The organism is Streptomyces sp. NPDC107528, from assembly GCF_055639295.1.
Map to the genome: position 1 here is coordinate 40,630 of NZ_JBVKAV010000005.1, position 20,885 is coordinate 61,514.

Consider the following 20,885-nt stretch of genomic DNA (forward strand, 5'->3'; position numbering starts at 1 on the left):
AGGTGAACCGATGAAGGCTCTCGTGCTGTCCGGTGGCGCCGGTACGCGCCTGAGGCCGATCACGCACACTTCGGCCAAACAGCTCGTGCCGGTGGCGAACAAGGCCGTGCTCTTCTACGGGCTGGAATCCATCGCCGCGGCCGGGATCACCGAGGTCGGTGTGGTCGTCGGTGACACCGCCCCGGAGATCCAGGACGCCGTCGGCGACGGTTCCAAGTTCGATCTGGAGATCACCTACATTCCCCAGGAACGGCCCCTGGGACTGGCACACGCCGTGCTCATCGCCCGTGACTACCTCGGCGACGACGACTTCGTGATGTACCTCGGCGACAACTTCATCGTCGGCGGAATCGCAAGCCTCGTCGACGAGTTCCGCACCAACCGCCCCGACGCCCAGATCCTGCTCACCCGCGTCCCGGACCCCCGCGCCTTCGGTGTCGCCGAACTCGACGACACGGGCCAGGTCGTCGGCCTGGAGGAGAAACCCGAACACCCCAAGAGCGACCTCGCCCTGGTCGGCGTCTATCTCTTCACCCCGCTGATCCACGACGCGGTCCGCGCCATCACACCGTCCTGGCGTGGCGAGTTGGAGATCACCCACGCCATCCAGCACCTGATCGACGCCCGCGCCGACGTGCGCTGCACGGTCATCAAGGGCTACTGGAAGGACACCGGGAACGTCGCCGACATGCTGGAGGTCAACCGGACCGTCCTGGAGGGCCTCACGCGCCGTATCGACGGCGAGGTCGACGACGCCTCGGAGACCGTCGGACGCGTGGTCGTCGAGGAGGGGGCACGCATCGTCAACTCGCGCATCGTCGGCCCGGCCGTCGTCGGCGCCGGCACCGTCGTCGAGGACTCCTACGTCGGCCCCTTCACCTCCATCGCACAGAACTGCCGTATCAATGACAGCGAGTTGGAGTTCTCCATCGTGCTGCGGGACTCCTCGATCCAGGGAGTGGGCCGGATCGAGTCCTCGCTCATCGGCCGGCATGTCGAGGTCACCCCCGCGCCCAGCGTCCCCAGCGCCCACCGACTCGTCCTCGGAGACCACAGCAAGGTGCAGATCCACACATGAACCTTCTCGTCACCGGCGCCGCCGGCTTCATCGGCTCGACGTACGTCCGCACGCTGCTCGCCCGCGACGCACCGGACGCGCCCGAGGCACCCCGGATCACGGTGCTGGACAAGCTGACGTACGCCGGCACCCTGGACAACCTCGAACTCGACCACCCCCGGCTGGAGTTCGTGCAGGGCGACATCCGGGACGCCGAACTGGTCGACAAGCTGATGGCCGAGGCCGACCAGGTCGTGCACTTCGCCGCCGAGTCCCATGTGGACCGCTCGATCACCGGCGCCGGCGACTTCGTCCTCACCAACGTGCTCGGCACCCAGACCCTGCTGGACGCGGCCCTGCGCTACGCCGTCGCACCCTTCGTGCACGTGTCGACGGACGAGGTCTACGGCTCGGTGGCGACGGGTTCCGCCACGGAGCAGGACCTCCTGCGGCCCAGCTCGCCGTACTCCGCCTCCAAGGCCTCTTCGGACCTGCTCGCCCTCGCCTACCACCACACCCACGGCCTGGACGTCCGCGTCACCCGCTGCTCGAACAACTACGGCCCGCACCAGTTCCCGGAGAAGGTCGTCCCGCTGTTCATCACCAACCTCCTCGACGGCGAGCGGGTGCCCCTGTACGGCGAGGGCCTCAACGTCCGCGACTGGCTGCACGTCGACGACCACTGCGACGGTGTCGACCTCGTCCGCACCAAGGGCCGCCCCGGCGAGGTCTACAACATCGGCGGCGGCACCGAGTTGAGCAACAAGGACCTCACCGCCCTGCTGCTTCGGGCCTGCGGCGCCGACTGGGACCGCGTGGCGCACGTCGAGGACCGCAAGGGCCACGACCTGCGCTACTCCGTCGACTGGACCAAGGCCCGCACCGAACTCGGCTACCGGCCCCGCCACGACTTCGCGTCGGGCCTGGCCGACACCGTCGCCTGGTACCGCGACCACCGCGCCTGGTGGGAACCCCTCAAGCGCCGCGTCGGCGAGGAGCACGGATGAGGTGGCTGGTCACCGGAGCGGGCGGCATGCTCGGCCGCGACCTGGTCGAGGAACTGCGCATCCGCGACGAGCAGGTGACCGGCCTCGGCCACCGTGCCCTCGACATCACCGCCCCCGACGCCGTCGACCGTGCCCTCGCCGCACACCATCCCGACGTGGTCGTCAACTGCGCCGCGTACACGGCCGTCGACGACGCCGAACAGGACGAGGAGAGCGCCCTGCGCGTCAACGGCGACGGCCCTCGCGTCCTCGCCCGGGCCTGCGTCGCGTACGAGGCCCGCCTGATCCAGGTCTCCACCGACTACGTCTTCGCCGGAGACGCCCGCACCCCCTATGCCGAGGACGCCGCGCCCGACCCCCGCACCGCCTACGGTCGCACCAAACTGGCAGGTGAGCGGGCCGTACTGGACGAACTCCCGGACGCGAGCGCGGTCGTGCGCATCGCGTGGCTCTACGGCGTCCACGGCCGCAACTTCGTGCGGACGATGACGGAACTCGAAGCACGCCGGGACACCGTGGACGTCGTGGACGACCAGCGCGGCCAACCGACGTGGAGCGCCGACGTCGCCGCGACGATCGCCGGCCTCGGCCCGCGCGTCGGCCGTGACATGACCGGCGTCCTGCACGCCACCAACTCCGGCGAGGCCACCTGGTACGACCTGGCCCGCGAGGTGTTCCGGCTCCTCGGCGCCGACCCCGACCGGGTGCGGCCCGTCACCAGCGAGGCCTTCGCCCGGCCCGCGCCCCGCCCCGCGTACAGCGTCCTCGCGCACGGCCGCCGGCAGCGGCTCGGCCTCGCCCGAGCACGCGACTGGCGCACCGCCCTGCACGAAGCACTGCCCCGGATCCGCAAGGAGACACCTTCGTGAAACGCCATGAGTTCCTGCGGGAACTGCACAAGGTCAGCGGCAACCGCAACTACCTGGAGATCGGCGTCAACGACGGCCGCAGCCTCCGGCTGTCCCGCGTGCCCACCATCGCCGTCGACCCCGCCTTCAAGGTCGTCACGGAGATCCGCTGCGACGTCCACCTGGTCAAGGCCACCAGCGACGACTTCTTCGCCCGCGACAACCCGCTCGTCCACCTCAGGGGCGGCCGTCATCCGGTGCGGAACCTGCGCCGCGGTCGCAAGCCGTTCGGGTACTGGCGGCGTACCGTCCTCGACCTGTCGTTCATCGACGGCATGCACCTGTTCGAGTACGCGCTGCGGGACTTCATGAACATCGAGCGGCACTCCGACTGGACCAGCGTGATCGTCTTCGACGACATGCTGCCGCGCAACGTCGACGAGGCGGCACGCGACCGGCACACCGGGGCGTGGACCGGCGACGTGTACAAGATCGCCGAGATTCTCCGGCGGTACCGGCCCGATCTGGTGACCGTCCTGGTCGACACCCAGCCCACCGGGCAGCTCGTCGTCTTCGGGGCCGATCCCAGGAACACGGTGCTGCGGGACCGGTACGACGAGATCGTCGCCGAGTACGAGGTGCCCGATCCGCAGAAGGTGCCCGAGGCCATCCTGGACCGGGCGTCGGCCGTGGCTCCGGAGGCGCTGATCGGGGCGGGTTTCTGGCGGTCGCTGGCACGGGCTCGCAGGCTCGGTGTGCGGCGCGGGCGGGCGTGGGTGCCGTTGCGGGCTCAGATTGCGGGGGTTGCCTCCGGCGGTTGAGCGGTTGAGCGGTGGTGCCGGGTTCGGCAGTCGCATGTCTGCGGGCTCGTCGTCGCTGGCCGCGCAGTTCCCCGCGCCCCTCAGGGCGTTGCCGAACCGCCTCCTGTGCGTAGCCGGTCGTAGTGGGCGGTGCAGGCCTCGTACGACGGGAGCAGGCCCGCCTCTCGCGCCTGTGCCAGGGACGGCGCCTGCACGTCCTTCGGGGACAGCACGGGTGGGATGTCCTCGGGCCAGGCGATGGCCAGGTCCGGGTCCAGCGGGTTCACCCCGTGTTCGCGCTCGGGCGCGTAGCCGGTCGAGCACAGGTAGACCACCGTGGCGTCGTCGGTGAGTGCCATGAAGGCGTGGCCGAGGCCCTCCGCGAGGAACAGGGCGTGTCGGCTGTCGTCGTCGAGGCGCAGGGCCTCCCAGCGCCCGAACGTGGGGGAGCCGACGCGGATGTCGACGACCACGTCGAGGATGGCGCCGCGCACACAGGTGACGTACTTGGCCTGACCGGGCGGCACGTCCGAGAAGTGCACGCCCCGCAGTACGCCCCGGCGGGAGACCGAGCAGTTGGCCTGGGCCAGCGACAGGTCGTGGCCGGTCGCCTCCCGGAACTCCGTGCCTCGGTACCACTCGTGGAAACTGCCCCGGTCGTCCGGGAAGACCTTGGGCTCCAGCGCCCAGGCGCCTTCGATGCCGAGCGATCGCATGCTTTCACCTCCTCGTGGCCAGGGCCCGCAGCCGGGCCGTCGTCCGCCCCACGGCCGTACCGAGCCTGCGTCGTGCCCTGCGGGCCAAACGTCGTACCGCACTGGGCCGCGGCGCCTGCACCACGCGCACTCCGCCGACCCCGGAGCGCAGGGCGAAGGGCAGCGGCAGAAAGCGTGGCCCCGGCACGCCGAGCGCCGCCCGCCAAGTCGCCCCGCGCAGCTCGCCGAGCGGCAGCACGGCCTCCAGCAGCGCCGCGGACCCTTGCGGCGACAGCGTGGCGGCGATGTCGTGGACTGTGCCGGACCCGGTGAGCCGGAGCGTCACCTCGGTGCCGTCGTCGGGGACGTGCAGGGGGAGCCGTGCGTGCAGGCGGGCGCCCGAGAGTGTGATCTCGGCCGGGGCGAGGGCGCTCAGGCCGACGCGGTGGGTCGCGCGGTCGACGTCAAGGGCGAGATGGGCATGCGGTGACGTCCAGTACGGCAGGACCACGCGGCCGCCGGTCACAGCGGCGTACGGCGTGGGGCGGTTCCCCCGCGGGGCGGGGCCCAGACGGCACTCCTTGGTCCAGCCGCCCAGCTTGACGCGGACGAGGGCGTCCCACAGACCGTCGCGGGTGAGGCCGGCGGGGTCCACGGTGGCGGTCGCGCGCAGGAGCAGCCGGACCCGGCCGTCGTCACCGGCCGGCACCTCCTCCCGGGTGAACTCGACCGGCTGGAAGTACTGGGCGGCGCTGACGCGCTCGCGCACCAGCAGGTCCGCGGTGGCCCCCTCGAACCGGGCGACAGTGTCGGCACCCACCCAGGCGACAGCCGCCGCCAGGTCCTCGGGCGGGCCGTCGAGAGGCGTACGGGCCGTACTCGCGGCGAAGGTCATCGGCTCCCCGGCGGACGCGTACTCCGCGGTGAAGGCGACCCGCAGGGTGCCGTCCTCCCACGCCACGCGTTCGGGGACGGCCGTGAGGGCGATGCCGGCCTCCCACTCGGCAAAGGCCTCGACGTCGTCGTACCGACCCGCGGCGATCAGCGCGGCGACGACCTGCTGCGTCGGCTGCAGTCCGGCCGCGACACCGGGACCGAAGCGCTCCACGACGACCCCGTGGATCTCCTCGAACAGGTCCCGGCGATAGTCCGCCGGCAGGGCGAGCAGCCGCCGGGCGCGCATCCGCTCGACCATCTCCACCCGCAGCCAGCGCCGGAACAGCCGGTCCCGCAGCGGCCCCGGCTCGGTGTACTGCTCGACGACGTCCAGGGCCTCACGGAGGTTCTTGAAGTAGCCGCCCGGGTCGAAGCGCTGGAAGCCGGCGTTCGAGGCGTCGTCCCGGCGGACGTGGTAGTAGCAGACGTAGTCGCTGAGCACCGAGATGTTGGACGCGCGCAGATACGCCTCGGTGACGAAGACATGGTCCTCCAGCCGTCGTCTCCCCTCGGGGAAGCGCAGGCCGATGTCGTCGAGGAAGGCACGGCGGAACATCTTGTGCGGGGTGAGGCTGTCGATCAGCGGCGCGTTCTCGACGGTGGCATGCGGGTGGTTGCGGCGGAACAGCTCCACCGGCACTCCGCGGCCCTTGCCCGCCATCTTGCCGACCACGACATCGGCGCCGTTGGCGACGCCGTAGTCGTACATCCGCTCAAGGGCCTCGTCACCGAGGTAGTCGTCGTTGTCCACGAACATCACGTACTCGCCCCGGGCGGCGGCGATGCCGACGTTGCGGGGCTTGCCGGACCAGCCGGAGTTCTCCTGGTGAACGACGGTCACCCGGGACTCCGTGGCGGCCAGCACGTCGAGCCGGGCCGGCGTGTCGTCGGTGGAACCGTCATCGACGAAGATCACTTCGTACTCGTCCGGAGGCAGCGACTGCCGCAGCAGCGACTCGATGCAGTCCTCGACATAGACCCCCGGGTTGTACACGGGGACGACCACGCTGACCTTGACCGGCATCGGTCTCCGAGCCCCCTAGGGGTCGCTGGGCGTTTGCGTCGAATTACGGCGCTCGTGGCCAAATGCTAACCCTGACACCGGGTTTGTCCACCGCTCAACCGTGGCGGCCTCGCGTCGGGAACCGGCCCGAAGATCGTCCGCGCGGGTAGCCTGAGGGCGTGCGCCTGCTGCTGATGTCCGACACCCACCTGCCCAAACGCGCCAAGGCACTGCCCGAAGGGCTGCTCGCCGAACTCCCGCGCGCCGACGTCGTGTTCCACGCCGGGGACTGGGTCGATTCGGCCACGCTCGACCTGCTGGAGAGCCGCAGCACCCGACTCATCGGCGTCCACGGCAACAACGACGGACCCGATCTGCGCGCCCGGCTCCCCGAGGTGGCGTACGTCGAGCTCGGCGGCCTGCGCTTCGGCGTGGTCCACGAGACCGGGCCCGCCCAGGGCCGTGAGGCGCGCTGCACGGCCAGGTTCCCCGACCTCGACGTCCTGGTCTTCGGCCACAGCCACATCCCCTGGGACACCACCGCGTCCACCGGTCTGCGTCTGCTCAACCCGGGCTCACCGACCGACCGCCGCCGCCAGCCCCACTGCACCTACATGACGGCGACCGTCACCGAGAGCGGGCTGGGGGAAGTGGAGCTGCACCGGCTGCCGCCGCGCTGAGCTCAAAAAGATCCGGGCCGCTCCGTATGCAGGGAAGCGGCCCGGGCGCTGCGATGCGCTGTCATGGACCTCCTTCCCGCACAGAGGCGTTGTTTCGGGGGGCCCTAAGGCCTCCTTGTCGCCCCCTACCCCTTCGCGTCCGCCTTACACCCCTGATCTCGGGTCGCTCGGGAGTCGATCGACGCCCGAGTTCACCTGCGCCGCGTCCGACGCCCCCGCAACAGGCGCACCAGGACCAGCAGCACCCCGACCGCCGCCACGGTCGCCCCCGCCCGCTTCGCCACCGGCACTCCGGCCGCGCGGATCAGGTCGAGCGGCTGTTCGACCTCCTCCTCGGCAACCGGCGCACCCTGCGCCGGCTCGGTCAGCCGCTCCGACAGACACGTGGCGAACTGCCCGACCAGCCGGTCACCCACCTCGGCCATCACCCCGCGCCCGAACTGCGCGGGCCGCCCGGTCACGGTGAGGTCGGTGTCCACCGACACGGCCGTGCCGTCGTCGCGCTCGCTGAGCGTGCCGGTCATCGTGGCCCGTGCGGTGCCCTGCCCGCGCGTCTCGCGGCCGCTCGCGATCAGCACCATGCGATGCGCCGTCTCGTCCTGCTCCTCGAAGACCGCGGTGCCCTTGTAGGCCACGGTGATCGGACCCACCTTGACCTTCACCGCACCGGTCACGGTCTTGCCGTCGTACTCCTCGACGCTCGCCCCGGGCATGCAGGGCGCGATGCGCTCGATGTCGAGGAGCGTGCGCCAGGCCTCGTCGACCGGGACGGGGACGGTGAACTCGTGGTGCAGCTCCATGGCTTCCTCCAACCGGGTGCTACGACGATGGATGGATCGCGCCCGCCGTGGCCGTCAGCGGGGCTCCCGTTCCGCCCCACCGCAGGGCGACGATCTCGGCGGCGACGGACACGGCGACCTCCTCGGGCGTACGGGCCCCGAGGTCCAGCCCGACGGGGGAGCGCAGCCGGGCCAACTCGGCCTCGCCGAGCCCGGCTTCGGCCAGCCGCTTCATCCGGTCGTCGTGGGTACGGCGGCTGCCCATCGCCCCGATGTACGCCGCCGGGCGGCGCAGCGCCTCCTCCAGCAGCGGCACGTCGAACTTCGGGTCGTGGGTGAGCACGCAGATCACCGTGCGTTCGTCGGTGTCGGTGCCGCTCAGATAGCGGTGCGGCCAGTCCACGATCACCTCGACGCCCGCCGGGAAGCGCTTCGGGGTCGCGAAGACCGGGCGGGCGTCGCACACCGTGACCCGGTAGCCGAGGAAGTCGCCGATGCGGGCGACCGAGGCCGCGTAGTCGATCGCGCCGAACACCAGCATCCGCGGCGGCGGTGCGAAGGAGTGCAGAAAGACGGAGACCGCGTCCTCGCGGCGCTCGCCGTGCGGGCCGTAGTGCCTGAGGCCCGTGGCGCCGAGGGCGAGTTCGCCGCGCGCGTCGGCGCTGACGGCCACGTCCAGCCCGGGCGTGCCGAGCGTGCCCGCGACCCGGTCCGGCCACACGGCGAGCGTCGCCCCGCGCGGCGCGGGCCCGTCGGTCACCGTCGCCACCGTGACCGGACGCCCCGCCGCGACCGTCTCCGCGACCTCGCCGAAGGTCGGGTCCGAGGCGGCCGTGACGGGACGTACCAGCAGGGTGATCTCGCCGCCGCAGGTGAGCCCGACCTCGAAGGCGTCCTCGTCGCTGTAGCCGAAGGTCTCCAGCCGCGCCTCGCCGCTCGCCACCACTTCCTGCGCGAGTTCGAAGACGGCACCCTCGACGCAGCCGCCGGACACGCTGCCCACGACCTCGTCGTCGGGGCCCACCGCCATCGCGGCCCCCGGGCCGCGCGGGGCACTGCGGCTGGTGGCGACCACGGTGGCGAGTCCGAACGGCACCCGGGCCGCGTACCAGGGGCTGAGCACCGGGAGAATCTCACGCATCGTCCGCTCCTCTCACCACCGCCGCCAGCCGCTCCAGGGCGGCCAGGCTGTGCCCCTCGACGAAGGCGTCCACGCTCGGCAGGGCCGCCGCCATCCCGGCCGCCAAGGGCGCGTAACCCGGCCGCGCCTTGCGCGGATTGGCCCAGATCACCCGGTGCGCCAGCCGGTGCAGGCGGCGCATCTGGGCCGCGAGCAGCTCCGGATCACCACGCTCCCAGCCGTCGGACAGCAAGACCACGATCGCACCGCGCGCCAGGCCGCGCTGCCCCCAGCGGTCCAGGAACGCCCGCAGCAGCTCACCCAGCCGGGTACCCCCGCGCCAGTCGGGCACCGCCGCCGCGACCGCCGCCATCGCCAGGTCGGGGTCCCGGTGCGTCAGCTCCCGGGTCACCCGGGTCAGCCGGGTGCCGATCGTGAACACCTCCGTACGGCTGCCCCGGGCGGCCGCGTGGGCGAAGCGCAGGAGCGCGTCCGCGTACGGCGACATGGAGCCGCTCACATCCACGAGCAGCACGACCCGGCGGGGCCGGTCGGTCCGCGCGTGCCGCCGCAGACGCGCGGGCTCCCCGCCGCGCCGCAGCAGCTCCCGCACCGTCCGGTGCGGATCGACCTCGCCGCGCCGGGCCGGACTCCGGCGCGCGGAGCACCGTGCCTCGCCGCGCAGCGCGAACGCGGCCAGCAGCCGCCGCACCTGCTCCCGCTCCACGGCGTCCAGGTCGGCGACATCGCGGTGGCGCAGGACCTCGACGGCACTGGCGAGGGAGGCCGCCGGCGGCGCCGCGTGCTCGCGGTCGGCACGTGTGGCGGTGCCGGCGCCGCCGCTGACGACCAGGCGCAGGCGAGGCGGGGGAAGAGCGGACACCGTACGGCCGGCCCGCCCGCCGTCACCGAAGTACGCGGCGAACACCCGCTCGTACCGCTCCAGGTCGTCGCGGTCCCCGCACAGCGTCAGCCGTCCCGCCCAGTACACGTCCGCCCGCATCCCAGGGCGCAGGGCGTCCACCGCGGACAGGAAGGCGTGCACGCGCTCGGCGTCGGCGTCGACGCCCGCCGCGCGCAGGGCACGGGCGAAGCCGAGGAGCGCGGCGTCCGCGGCGAGTACCCCGGTCACGTCCCGCACCGCCCTCACGCCCCTCGCGTCGCGAGCACCGCCGCGAGGTCCATCCCCCGTGCCCGCTCCGCGTCCTCCCGGTACTTCAGGACCGACCCGAGCGTGGCCACCGCCAGCTCCGCGTCCACCTCGTCCGCACCCAGTGCGTCCAGGGCCTCGGCCCAGTCGATGGTCTCCGCGACACCCGGCGGCTTGAGCAGGTCGTGCCCGCGCAGCTCCTGCACCAGCGCGGTCACCTGCTCCGCGAGGCGGGCCGACACCTCCGGCAACCGCCGCCGCACGATGGCCAGTTCGCGGGCGAAGCCGGGATGCTCGAACCAGTGGTACAGGCAGCGCCGCTTCAGCGCGTCATGCACCTCGCGCGTGCGGTTGGAGGTCAGCACGACCACAGGCGGCTCCTCGGCGCGCAGGGTGCCGAGCTCGGGGATCGTCACCGAGAACTCCGACAGCAGCTCCAGCAGGAACGCCTCGAACTCGTCGTCCGCCCGGTCGATCTCGTCGATCAGCAGCACCGACGGCTGTGTCTGCAGCGCCCTGAGCATCGGCCGTGCCACCAGGAACCGCCTGTCGTACAGCTCGCCCTCCAGCCGGTCCGCGTCGGTCACCCCGGCGGCCTCGGCGGCCCGCAGATGCAGCAGCTGACGCGGGAAGTCCCAGTCGTACAGGGCCTGCGAGGCGTCGATGCCCTCATGGCACTGCAACCGGATCAGCGGCGCGTCGAGCGCGTCGGCGAGAGCGGACGCGAGCGCGGTCTTGCCGACGCCCGCGTCGCCCTCGCAGAAGAGCGGCCGGCCGAGCCGCAGGGCCAGGAAGCAGGCGATGGCCAGCCCGTCGTCGACGAGGTACCCCGTCTCCTCCAGGCGGGCCCGCACCTGCTCCGGTCCGTCCCATCCGGTGATCGTCGCTCACCCCATCCCGGCGGCCGCCAGCACCGCCCGCTTGGTGAGGACCTGGGCCAGATGCGTCCGGTACTCGGGTGAGGCCGAGGTGTCCCGGGACGGCCGGGTGCCCTGCGCCGCCTCCTGGGCGGCCCGCGCGACGGCCTCGGGATCCCCGGCACCGGACAGCGCCTCCTCGGCGGCCGAGGCCCGCAAGGGCGTGGTGCCCATGTTGGTCAGCGCGACGCGTGCCTCGGCGATATGCCCGTCGTCGCGCCGTACCAGCGCGGCCACGCCGACGATCGGCCAGGCCTGGGCGATGCGGTGGAACTTCTCGTAGCGGAAGCCCCAGCCGTCCGCCTTCGGGATCCGGACCTCGACGAGCAGTTCGTCGGGCTCCAGCGCGGTCTGGAGATAGTCGACGAAGAACTCCCGCGCCGGGATCGTGCGCCGCCCCCGAGGCCCCTGCGCCACCAGCTCACCGTCCATCACCAGGACCACCGCGGGCAGGTCACCGGCCGGGTCGGCGTGCGCGAGCGAGCCGCCGAGGGTGCCGCGATGCCGTACGGCAGGGTCCGCGACCGTGGAGGTGGCGGCTGCCAGCAGCCCGGCGTGCCGCCGGACCAGCGGATCCGCGATGACGTCGTGGTGGGTGGTCATCGCGCCGATGACCATTGTGTCGCCGTCCTCCCGGACACCGCGCAACTCGGGGATCCGGTTGACGTCCACGACCAGCTCCGGGAAGGCCAGCCGCAGCCTCATCAGCGGCAGCAGGCTCTGCCCGCCGGCCAGCACCTTGGCGTCCTCGCCCGCGTCGGCGAGCGTGCGCACCGCCTCGTCGACGCTGCTGGGACGGGCGTAGTCGAATGCGGGGGGAATCATGCCGACGCCTCCTTCCCGGACCGAACGGCCTGCCAGACCCGTTCGGGAGTGCACGGCATCCGGATGTCCTGGACGCCGAAGGGACGCAGGGCGTCCACGACCGCGTTGACCACGGCGGGCGTCGAGGCGATCGTGCCCGCTTCGCCGACCCCTTTGACGCCCAGCGGGTTGGAGGTCGCCGGAGTCTCGGTGCGGTCGGTGACGAACTCGGGCAGGTCGGGGGCGCCCGGCACCAGGTAGTCGGCGAGTGTGCCGGTGACCAGGTTGCCCTCCTCGTCGTACACGGCCTCCTCGTACAGCGCCTGGGCGATGCCCTGGGCGATTCCGCCGTGCAGCTGGCCCTCGACGATCATCGGGTTGATCACCTTGCCGACGTCGTCGACGCACACGTACGACCGGATGTGCACGGCACCCGTCTCGGTGTCGACCTCGACCGCGCACAGGTGGGTGCCGTGCGGGAACGAGAACGTGTCGGGGTCCAGGACGTGCTCGGCGTTGATCGACGGTTCCATGCCGTCGGGCAGGTCGTGCGAGGAGAAGGTCGCGAAGGCCACCTCCTGGATGGTCTTGGTCGCCTCGGGCGAGCCCTTGACGGTGAAGGCGCCGTCCTTGAAGTCGAGGTCCGCCTCATTGGCCTCCAGCAGGTGCGCGGCGACCTTGCGGGCCTTGTCCACCACCTTGCGTGCGGCCTCGTGGACGGCGACGCCTCCGACGACCAGCGAGCGCGAGCCGTAGGTGTCCAGGCCGTGGGACGCCAGCACGGTGTCGCCGTGCATCACCTCGATGTCGTCGAACGGCACCCCGAGGACGTCGGCGGCGATCTGGCTCCAGGACGTCACATGGCCCTGCCCGTGCGGGCTGGTCCCGGTGATGATCTCGACCTTGCCGGTGGGCAGCACCCGGATGTTCGCGGCTTCCCAACCGCCCGCCGCGTAGTTCATCTCGCCCAGCCAGCGGCTCGGGGCGAGGCCACACATCTCCGTGTACGTGGAGACGCCGATGCCGAGGCGGACGGTGTCCGCGTGGTCGACACGGTCCGCCTGCTCGGCGCGCAGCTTGTCGTAGTCGAACAGGGCGAGCGCCTTGTCGGTGGCGGCCTCGTAGTTGCCGCTGTCGTAGGTGAGCCCCGCGATCGTCGTGTACGGGAACTCGTCATGCCGGATCCAGTTGTGGCGCCGCAGGTCGACCGGGTCCATGCCGATCTCGGCCGCCAGGTCGTCCATGATCCGCTCGATCGCGTACGTCGCCTCCGGGCGGCCGGCTCCGCGGTAGGCGTCGATCGGGGTGCGGTTGGTGAAGACACCGGTGCAGGAGAACTCGTAGGCGCCCATCTTGTAGATCGCCGGGTACATGGAGGCGCCGAGGATCGGGATGCCCGGGCTGAGCAGCATCAGGTAGGCGCCCATGTCGGCCAGCAGCGAGACCTTCAGGCCCAGCAGGGTGCCGTCGCTGCGGGCGGCGATCTCGATGTCCTGGACCTGGCTGCGGCCGTGGTGGGTGGCGACGTTGGCCTCGGAGCGGGTCTCGGTCCACTTCAGGGGCCGCCCGAGGCGCTTGGCCAGCATGAGGGTGATCACTTCCTCGCCGTACACCTGGAGTTTGGAGCCGAATCCGCCGCCGACGTCGGGGGCGACGACGCGGATCTTGTTCTCCGGGATGCCGGTGGTGACGGCGAGCAGGACCCGCAGGACGTGCGGGACCTGGGTGGAGGAGTAGAGGGTGAAGTCGCCGGACGCGGCGAGCGGGGTGACCACGACCGCACGCGGCTCCATCGCGGTGGGGATCAGGCGCTGCTGGTGGTAGCGGCGGGTCAGGACGATGTCGGCCTTCGCCTTGGCGGCCGCGTAGTCGCCGTCGGCCGTGCGGTAGTCGTAGCAGCGGTTGGTGCCCTTGTCGGAGTGGACCAGGGGCGCGCCGTCCGCGAGCGCGCCCTCGATGTCCAGGGCGGCGGGCAGTGGCGTGTAGTCGACCTCGATGGCCTCCAGCGCGTCGGCGGCCGTGTACCGGTCGCGGGCCACCACCACGGCCACCGGATCGCCGGCGTGGCGCACCTCGTCGACCGCGATCGGGGGATGGTCCGGCACCACGGTGCCCTCGGCGACCGGCCAGGCGCACGGCAGCGAGCCCATCTCCTGCGCGACGTCGCGTCCGCTGAACGCGGCGATGACGCCGGGGCGTTCGAGGGCCGCCGAGACGTCGACGCGGTCGATGCGGGCGTGGGCCATGGGGCTGCGCAGGATCGCCAGGTGCAGCAGTCCGGTGACGCTGATGTTGTCGGTCCAGTTGGTCTGCCCGGTGATCAGATGGGCGTCCTCCTTGCGGTACCGGGCGCGGCCCACCTCGCGTTCGACGGTCTCGCTCATGCCGTGACCTCCTCCTCGGAGGCGTCCAGGACCGCCCGGACGATGTTCTGGTAGCCGGTGCAGCGGCAGATGTTGCCCTCCAGGCCGTGGCGTACCTCGTCCGGCGTGGGGTGCGGGTGCTCGCGCAGCAGATCGCGGGCCGCCATGATCATCCCCGGGGTGCAGTAGCCGCACTGCAGCGCGTGCCGCTCGTGGAACGTCCGCTGCAGCGCCGTCCACTCGCCGTCGTGGGCGAGCCCCTGGACGGTGGTCACCTCGCTCCCGTCCGCCTGGACGGCGAGCACGGTGCAGCTCTTGACGGCCGTGCCGTCCAGCTCGACCGTGCAGGTGCCGCAGTTCGAGGTGTCACACCCGATCGGGGTGCCGGTCAGACCGAGACGGTCACGCAGGTAGTGGATCAGGAGGAGACGGGGCTCCACGTCGTCCTCGTACGTCGTGCCGTCCACCTTCACCGAGATGTGAGTCATGTGCCCTCCAGAGGCCGAGTGGAGATGAGAAGGGGGAAACATCGGCCGGGCGTGATGTACGTCACTCTATGGCGGCCGCGGTGTCACGGCGAGTGCTGCGGCACCGTTCGTTGAGCGTTAATCCATTGCCGGAACGGGGTCGATCCTGCTGCACTGCACGTGGCCCGTCGTCACGCGGACGGGACCCGTCGTCACGCACAGAGGAGCCGCAATGCGCACTGCGTTCATGTCCCCCCAGGAAGGAACGACCCCCTCATCGAAGGACATGACGCTTCGTGCATTTGCTCAACCTCGGGATCCTCGCCCATGTCGACGCCGGTAAGACCAGCCTGACCGAACGCCTGCTGCACACGGCGGGCGTGATCGACGAGATCGGCAGCGTCGACGCCGGGAACACCCGGACCGATTCCCTCGCGCTGGAGCGGCAGCGCGGGATCACCATCAAGTCCGCCGTCGTCTCCTTCGCGCTCGACGACGTGACGGTCAACCTCATCGACACCCCCGGCCACCCGGATTTCATCGCCGAGGTGGAGCGGGTGCTAGGCGTCCTGGACGGCGCCGTGCTGGTCGTCTCCGCCGTCGAGGGCGTCCAGCCGCAGACCCGCGTCCTGATGCGCACCCTGCAGCGGCTGCGCATCCCCACCCTTGTCTTCGTCAACAAGATCGACCGACGCGGGGCGCGCCACGACGCGGTCCTGCGGGCCATCTCGGAGCGGCTGACAGCGGCCGTCGTGCCGATGGGGACGACCGACGGCCTCGGCACCCGCGACGCCCGCTTCCTCCCCGGGCTCGGCTCGTCCGCACTCGACGTCCTCTCCGACCACGACGACGCCTTGCTGACGGCGTACGTCGAGGACACCGTCTCGTACGACCGGCTCGGTGCAGCCCTCGCCGAGCAGACCCGGCAGGCCTTGGTCCACCCGGTGTACTTCGGCTCCGCGATCACGGGTGCCGGGGTCGGCAGCCTCATCGACGGGATCAAGCGGCTGCTGCCCGCCGCCCACGGTGACCCGGACGGGCCGGTCTCGGGCACCGTCTTCAAGGTCGAGCGGGGGCCGGCGGGGGAGAAGGTCGCCTATGCGCGGCTGTTCTCCGGCACCCTGCGCACCCGCGACCGGATCCGCGTCGACGAGGCGGGCGCCGAGGGCCGGGTCACCGCGATCAGCGTGTTCGACCAGGGCGCCGACGTCCGGGGCGACTCGGTGCCGGCCGGCCGGATCGCCAAGCTGTGGGGGCTCGCCGACATCAGGATCGGCGACGTCATCGGCGAACCCCGCAAGGCGTACGGGCACTTCTTCGCCCTGCCCACCCTCGAAACGGTCGTCGTCCCGGCCGGTGACACGGACCGGCGGGCCCTGCACCGTGCGCTCACCCTGCTCGCCGAGCAGGACCCGCTCATCGACCTGCGCCACGACGAGGTAGGGCAGGAGACCTTCGTCTCCCTATACGGCGAGGTGCAGAAGGAGGTCATCCAGGTCACGCTCGCCGAGGAGTTCGGCCTCGACGTCACCTTCCGCCGGACGACGCCGCTGTGCGTCGAGCGGCCGGTCGGCCCGGGCGCGGCGGTCGAATTCAACAAGAAGGACGACAACCCCTTCCTCGCCACGGTCGGCCTGCGCGTCGACCCCGCCCCGGTCGGCGCCGGAGTGGACTTCCGGCTGGAGGTGGAGCTCGGCTCGATGCCGTACGCGTTCTTCAAAGCCGTCGAGGACACCGTCCGCGAGACCCTCGGCCAGGGCCTGTACGGCTGGCAGGTCCCCGACTGCACGGTCACCATGACCCACTCCGGCTACTCGCCACGGCAGAGCCACGCCCACCAGGGCTTCGACAAGAGCATGTCCAGCACCGGCTACGACTTCCGTGGCCTGACGCCGCTGGTCCTGATCGAGGCTCTGCGCCGGGCGGGCACCGAGGTCCACGAGCCGATGCACCGCTTCCGCATCGAGGCCCCGACCGACACCCTGGCGGCCCTGCTGCCGGTGTTCGCCAGGCTGCGCGCGGTGCCGCAGGCAACGGAGACACGCGGTGCCTCCTGCGTCCTGGAGGGATCGGTGCCCGCGGCCCACGTGCACGAACTGGAGCAGCAACTGCCCGGCCTGACGCGCGGCGAGGGCGAGCTGGAGAGTGCCTTCGACCACTACGCACCCGCCGCGCGCGGCACGCTCCCGGAGCGTCGGCGCACCGATCTCAACCCGCTGAACCGGAAGGAGTACCTGCTGAACCTGACGCGCCGGGTCAGCGGTTGAGAAGTGATGGCAGGGGCAGAACTTACTCCAGAGTCAGGGGTGTTGACTGTGTCGTGATATCACCGGACTGTAGTGGACATGCCGAACATCCGGACGCGTCTGCTCGTTGTCCTGGTTGTCCTCTTCGGATCCCTGACGGTGGCGGGCCCCGCTCCCGCCACCGCCGCCACCCTTCCCGGCTCCCTCTGGTTCGACGAAACGCCCCTCACCGTCCACAACGGCCGCTTCACCGACGGCCACGGCCGCGAGGTCGTGCTGCGCGGCTACAACGTCTCCGGCGAGACCAAGCTGGCCGAGAACAACGGCCTGCCCTTCGCCTCGGTCGCGGACGCGAAGAAGTCCGCGACCGCGCTGCGCGCCCTCGGCGGCGGCAACTCGATCCGCTTCCTGCTGTCCTGGGCCTACGCGGAACCCGTACGCGGCCAGGCCGACACCACGTATCTGGCCGCCGCCACGGCCCAGATGCGCGCCTTCCTCGACGCCGGCATCCGCGTCTACCCCGACTTCCACCAGGACCTCTACTCCCGGTACCTGTTCGACCCCGACAGCTGGTACACGGGTGACGGCGCCCCCAAATGGGCCGTGGACGCCGGGAACTACCCGGACGAGTCCTGCGGCATCTGCCTCTTCTGGGGGCAGAACATCACCCAGAACGAGGCCGTGAAGCAGGCGTCGTACGACTTCTGGCACAACGAGTACGGACTCCAGGACGCCTTCCTGGCCACCGCCCAGAAGACGATGGCGTACATCGAACAGAACGTCTCCGCCGCCGAGTTCGCAGGCGTCGTCGGCTTCGACCCCTACAACGAGCCGCATGCGGGCGTCCTCGACTCCGGCCAGACCAGCCGCACCTGGGAACGGGACGTCCTGTGGCCGTTCTACGGGAAGTTCCGGGCCCGCATGGACGCGGCCGGCTGGCAGGACAAGCCGCTGTTCGCCGAGCCGAACCTCTTCTGGAACGCCAACCTCGACTTCCAGAAGCAGGAGGGCGGCCTGCTCGACGCGGGCACACTCGGACCGCGGTACGTGTTCAACACCCACTTCTACGACCAGAAAGCCATCTCCGGCATCTTCATGTGGGGCAAGGCGAAGGACGGCCAGTACGCCGGTGACTTCGGGACCGTCCGCGACCGCGCCTCGGCCACCCGCACGCCCGCCATCATCAGCGAATTCGGCCACCCGCTGGCGGGCTCCGTCTCCGACAAGGCGCCGACCGTGCTCAAGGCGATGTACCAGGCCCTCGACTCTCGTGTCCCGGGCGCGAGTTGGTGGTCGAACCCGGCCGGCTCCGGCCCTGTGCTCTCCGGTTCGCAGTGGCAGTGGGACATCTACAACGGACGCCACCACGAGCTGATGAACGCCAACCCCGACAAGGTCCTCACCACCGGGGACGCCTGGAACGACGAGGACCTGTCCGCCGTACGCCTCGACGACTCGGGCACGCCCGTGCTCCGCCAGGACGGCCGGCTGCTCGACCGGATCTACCCGAGCGCGACGTCCGGTACGACCGTCGCCTTCACCTACGAGGACCGCTCCCGCGACGGCGACACCACCCTGACCTGGAACCCGGTGCCCAGCTCACTGCCGAACGTGGCACAGCTGGTGGGATCGGGACAGTACGGGCTGCTGGTGTGGCGCTCCAACACCGGCACGGCACCGACCGAACTGCACCTCCCGGCATCCTTCCCGACCGGGTCCACCACAGTGGTCTCCGACCTGGGCACGGCATACGCACCGCCGTCGTACACCTCGGCCACCCCGATCGGCGTGGCCGCGGAACCGGGCAGCACCGGCAGCCGGCGCCTGCTGCTCACCGACTCGGACTCCGGCGTCCTGCACTACGCGCTGGTGACGAACGGGGCGACCAGCCCCTCGACCACCGTGCTGAACGCCGCACGGTCCGAGCTCGCCGCATGGGCCGCGCGGACCGCCGGATAGCACCCGGTTGACCCTCCCCTTACGTCAGGCCGCAGGCTGTACCCCGACGAAAGGGCAGGTGAATGAGCTACTCCGTGGGGCAGGTCGCGGCCTTCGCCGGGGTGACCGTGCGCACGCTGCACCACTACGACCGGGCGGGACTGCTCTCGCCCGGTGACCGCAGCGGCGCCGGTTACCGGCTGTACGGCGACACCGACCTGGCCCGGCTCCAGCAGATCCTCTTCTACCGGGAACTCGGCTTCTCCCTCGACGAGATCGCCGAGATCCTCAAAGATCCGCAGGCGAACGCCCTGGAGCATCTCCAGTCCCGGCTGCGGCAGTTGAGCGAGGAGATCGGCCGGCTCCAGCGGCTGGCCGAGGTCGCCGAGCAGGCCATCGAGGTCCAGCGGACGGGCGTGGAGCTGACCCCCGCCGAACGTTTCGAGGTCTTCGGCGAAATCGGCTTCGACCTCAGTTACGCCACCGAGGCCCAGCTCAAATGGCAGGGCTCGGCGGGGCAGCAGGAGTCGATGGCCCGCGCCGCCGCCCACACCAAGGACGACTGGCGGCAGCTCATGGGGGAGGCCGCCGCCTGGCGCGGCGAGTTGCTCGCGGCCTTCGACGAGGGCGAACCCGCCGACGGCGAGCGGGCCCTGGACCTCGCCGAGGAGCACCGGCTGCACATCGCCCGCTGGTTCACCACCTGTCCGCCCGACATGCACCGGCGCATCGCGGACGACTTCGCCGCCGATCCGCGCGCCTTCGCGCTCGTCGTACCGCCCTCGCAGCAGCGGCCCGGACTCGCCGCCTATCTCTGCAAGGCCGTCCACGCGAACGCGGGCCGCCGGGCCGACCGTGAGGAGGACGGATGAGGATCCTGATCGCCGCCGCCGGATCGCGCGGCGACGTCGCGCCGTACACCGGGCTCGGGGCAGGCCTGCGCGAGGCGGGCCACGACGTCACGCTCGCCACGACCGACGCGTTCGCACCGCTGGTACGGGAGGCAGGCCTGGGGTTCCGGAGCCTGCCCAGCCGCCGGCAGACCCACGGCGGTGTCCAGGGCCGACGCGAACTGATGCGGACGGCCGCCGCGTTCGTCACCGAGCTGGGCCACGGCTTCGCCGACGCCGTGGCCCCGGACACGGACCTGCTCCTGCTGTCCACCACCACGGCCCCGCTCGGCCGGCACGTGGCCGAGGCCATGGACCTCCCGACGATCGGCGCCTACCTCCAACCCACCGCCCCGACCGGCGACTTCCCACCCAACGTCATGGGAACCCGCTCGCTCGGCCGCCTCGGCAACCGCATCGCCGGACGCCTCGCGCTGCGCATGGCCGACCGCGTCTACGCCGAAGCCGTGACCGGGCTTCGCCGCCGCCTCGACCTGCCTCCCCTGGGGCCGAGCGAGGTGCGCCGGCGACAGGAGCGCGCGAACTCGCCCGTCCTGCACGGCTTCAGCACGGCGCTGGTGCCACGCCCTTCCGACTGGCGCCGCGGACTCGACGTCGTCGGCACCTGGTGGCCGTACGTCGCACCGGACCGCCGGCTGTCGGCCGACGTGGAGGACTTCCTCGCGGCCGGCCCCCGCCCGGTGTTCATCGGCTTCGGCAGCATGGCGGCCGGCCACGGCGAGCGGCTCAGCGAGCTCGCGGTCCAGGCGCTGCGCCGCGCCGGACTGCGTGGCATCCTCCAGGCGGGCAACGCCGGACTCGCAGCCGCCGGCAACGACGTCCTGACCATCGGCGACGTACCGCACACGCTGCTGTTCCCGAGGGTGGCCGCGGTGGTCCATCACGCCGGGGCGGGCACCGCGGCGGCCGCACTGCGTGCCGGAGCGCCCTCGATTCCGGTGCCGGTCACGGCGGACCAGCCGTTCTGGGCGGCACGGCTCGCCGCGATCGGCGCGGCCACCGACCCGATCCCTTTCATGTCCCTCACCGCCGGACGGCTCGCAGGCGCCCTCGGCCGGGTCGTGCGGCAGCAGACGTACGCCCGTGCCGCCGCGGTCGCCGCGCGGCACATGGCGACCGAGGACGGTGTGGGGGCGGTGCTGAAAGCTTTGGGCTGAGCCCCTT

At 71.6% G+C, this 20,885-nt stretch carries 18 protein-coding genes; 9 read left to right on the top strand and 9 right to left on the bottom strand.

What is annotated here, in order from left to right; translation table 11 throughout:
- Window positions 1-10 precede the first annotated feature (10 nt).
- The 4 genes from ACZ7L5_RS17125 to ACZ7L5_RS17140 are packed head-to-tail and all read left to right on the top strand — an operon-like array spanning window position 11 to window position 3,733.
- Window positions 11-1,078 carry a glucose-1-phosphate thymidylyltransferase gene (locus ACZ7L5_RS17125; RefSeq protein WP_471517412.1) on the top strand — a complete coding sequence of 356 codons (1,068 nt, stop codon included), beginning with the start codon at window positions 11-13 and terminating at the stop codon, window positions 1,076-1,078.
- Window positions 1,075-2,064 (top strand): dTDP-glucose 4,6-dehydratase, encoded by a 990-nt coding sequence (rfbB, locus tag ACZ7L5_RS17130; RefSeq protein WP_471517414.1) that lies wholly within the window; start codon window positions 1,075-1,077, stop codon window positions 2,062-2,064. Before ACZ7L5_RS17125 ends, rfbB begins: the two co-directional genes overlap by 4 nt.
- Window positions 2,061-2,933: a dTDP-4-dehydrorhamnose reductase gene (rfbD, locus tag ACZ7L5_RS17135; RefSeq protein WP_471517416.1), complete on the top strand. Its 873-nt coding sequence runs from the start codon at window positions 2,061-2,063 to the stop codon at window positions 2,931-2,933. The genes rfbB and rfbD overlap by 4 nt, the downstream gene beginning before the upstream one ends.
- A complete protein-coding gene (locus tag ACZ7L5_RS17140; RefSeq protein WP_471517417.1) occupies window positions 2,930-3,733 on the top strand; it encodes a class I SAM-dependent methyltransferase in 804 nt (267 codons plus the stop codon). Before rfbD ends, ACZ7L5_RS17140 begins: the two co-directional genes overlap by 4 nt.
- Window positions 3,734-3,813: 80 nt before the next feature.
- Here ACZ7L5_RS17140 and rfbC read toward each other — a convergent pair whose 3' ends face one another.
- Both rfbC and ACZ7L5_RS17150 read right to left on the bottom strand, forming a co-directional pair.
- Window positions 3,814-4,428: a dTDP-4-dehydrorhamnose 3,5-epimerase gene (gene rfbC / locus ACZ7L5_RS17145; RefSeq protein WP_471517418.1), complete on the bottom strand. Its 615-nt coding sequence runs from the start codon at window positions 4,426-4,428 to the stop codon at window positions 3,814-3,816.
- Between the two features lie 4 nt (window positions 4,429-4,432).
- The gene (locus ACZ7L5_RS17150; RefSeq protein ID WP_471517419.1) at window positions 4,433-6,367 is read right to left on the bottom strand and encodes a glycosyltransferase family 2 protein; all 1,935 of its coding nucleotides are present in this window, start codon (window positions 6,365-6,367) and stop codon (window positions 4,433-4,435) included.
- A gap of 158 nt (window positions 6,368-6,525) precedes the next feature.
- Between ACZ7L5_RS17150 and ACZ7L5_RS17155 the strand changes: the two genes are divergently transcribed.
- The gene (locus tag ACZ7L5_RS17155; RefSeq protein ID WP_471517420.1) at window positions 6,526-7,026 is read left to right on the top strand and encodes a metallophosphoesterase family protein; all 501 of its coding nucleotides are present in this window, start codon (window positions 6,526-6,528) and stop codon (window positions 7,024-7,026) included.
- A gap of 191 nt (window positions 7,027-7,217) precedes the next feature.
- Here ACZ7L5_RS17155 and ACZ7L5_RS17160 read toward each other — a convergent pair whose 3' ends face one another.
- The 7 genes from ACZ7L5_RS17160 to ACZ7L5_RS17190 are packed head-to-tail and all read right to left on the bottom strand — an operon-like array spanning window position 7,218 to window position 14,647.
- On the bottom strand, window positions 7,218-7,826 hold the full coding sequence (locus tag ACZ7L5_RS17160; protein WP_471517422.1) for an SRPBCC family protein: 609 nt from the start codon (window positions 7,824-7,826) through the stop codon (window positions 7,218-7,220).
- Window positions 7,827-7,845: 19 nt separating this feature from the next.
- Window positions 7,846-8,946 carry an XdhC family protein gene (locus ACZ7L5_RS17165; RefSeq protein WP_471517424.1) on the bottom strand — a complete coding sequence of 367 codons (1,101 nt, stop codon included), beginning with the start codon at window positions 8,944-8,946 and terminating at the stop codon, window positions 7,846-7,848.
- Entirely contained in the window at window positions 8,939-10,057 is a 1,119-nt protein-coding gene (locus tag ACZ7L5_RS17170) for a vWA domain-containing protein (RefSeq protein ID WP_471517426.1), read from the bottom strand. The genes ACZ7L5_RS17165 and ACZ7L5_RS17170 overlap by 8 nt, the downstream gene beginning before the upstream one ends.
- Window positions 10,058-10,071: 14 nt before the next feature.
- Complete coding sequence (locus ACZ7L5_RS17175) at window positions 10,072-10,956, bottom strand: AAA family ATPase (protein WP_471518111.1); 885 nt, start codon at window positions 10,954-10,956, stop codon at window positions 10,072-10,074.
- A 6-nt stretch (window positions 10,957-10,962) separates the two neighbouring features.
- Window positions 10,963-11,817, bottom strand: a complete 855-nt coding sequence (locus ACZ7L5_RS17180; RefSeq protein ID WP_471517427.1) for an FAD binding domain-containing protein — start codon at window positions 11,815-11,817, stop codon at window positions 10,963-10,965.
- Entirely contained in the window at window positions 11,814-14,180 is a 2,367-nt protein-coding gene (locus ACZ7L5_RS17185) for a xanthine dehydrogenase family protein molybdopterin-binding subunit (protein ID WP_471517429.1), read from the bottom strand. Before ACZ7L5_RS17185 ends, ACZ7L5_RS17180 begins: the two co-directional genes overlap by 4 nt.
- Complete coding sequence (locus ACZ7L5_RS17190) at window positions 14,177-14,647, bottom strand: (2Fe-2S)-binding protein (protein WP_328877441.1); 471 nt, start codon at window positions 14,645-14,647, stop codon at window positions 14,177-14,179. The genes ACZ7L5_RS17185 and ACZ7L5_RS17190 overlap by 4 nt, the downstream gene beginning before the upstream one ends.
- A 275-nt stretch (window positions 14,648-14,922) precedes the next feature.
- Between ACZ7L5_RS17190 and ACZ7L5_RS17195 the strand changes: the two genes are divergently transcribed.
- The 4 genes from ACZ7L5_RS17195 to ACZ7L5_RS17210 all read left to right on the top strand — a co-directional run bounded on the left by ACZ7L5_RS17195 (window position 14,923) and on the right by ACZ7L5_RS17210 (window position 20,878).
- Window positions 14,923-16,893 (top strand): GTP-binding protein, encoded by a 1,971-nt coding sequence (locus ACZ7L5_RS17195; protein WP_471517431.1) that lies wholly within the window; start codon window positions 14,923-14,925, stop codon window positions 16,891-16,893.
- Between the two features lie 78 nt (window positions 16,894-16,971).
- Window positions 16,972-18,831: a cellulase family glycosylhydrolase gene (locus ACZ7L5_RS17200; protein WP_471517432.1), complete on the top strand. Its 1,860-nt coding sequence runs from the start codon at window positions 16,972-16,974 to the stop codon at window positions 18,829-18,831.
- A 62-nt stretch (window positions 18,832-18,893) separates the two neighbouring features.
- Window positions 18,894-19,682, top strand: a complete 789-nt coding sequence (locus ACZ7L5_RS17205; RefSeq protein ID WP_471517433.1) for a MerR family transcriptional regulator — start codon at window positions 18,894-18,896, stop codon at window positions 19,680-19,682.
- The gene (locus tag ACZ7L5_RS17210; RefSeq protein ID WP_471517434.1) at window positions 19,679-20,878 is read left to right on the top strand and encodes a glycosyltransferase; all 1,200 of its coding nucleotides are present in this window, start codon (window positions 19,679-19,681) and stop codon (window positions 20,876-20,878) included. The genes ACZ7L5_RS17205 and ACZ7L5_RS17210 overlap by 4 nt, the downstream gene beginning before the upstream one ends.
- The last annotated feature ends 7 nt before the right edge of the window (window positions 20,879-20,885 follow it).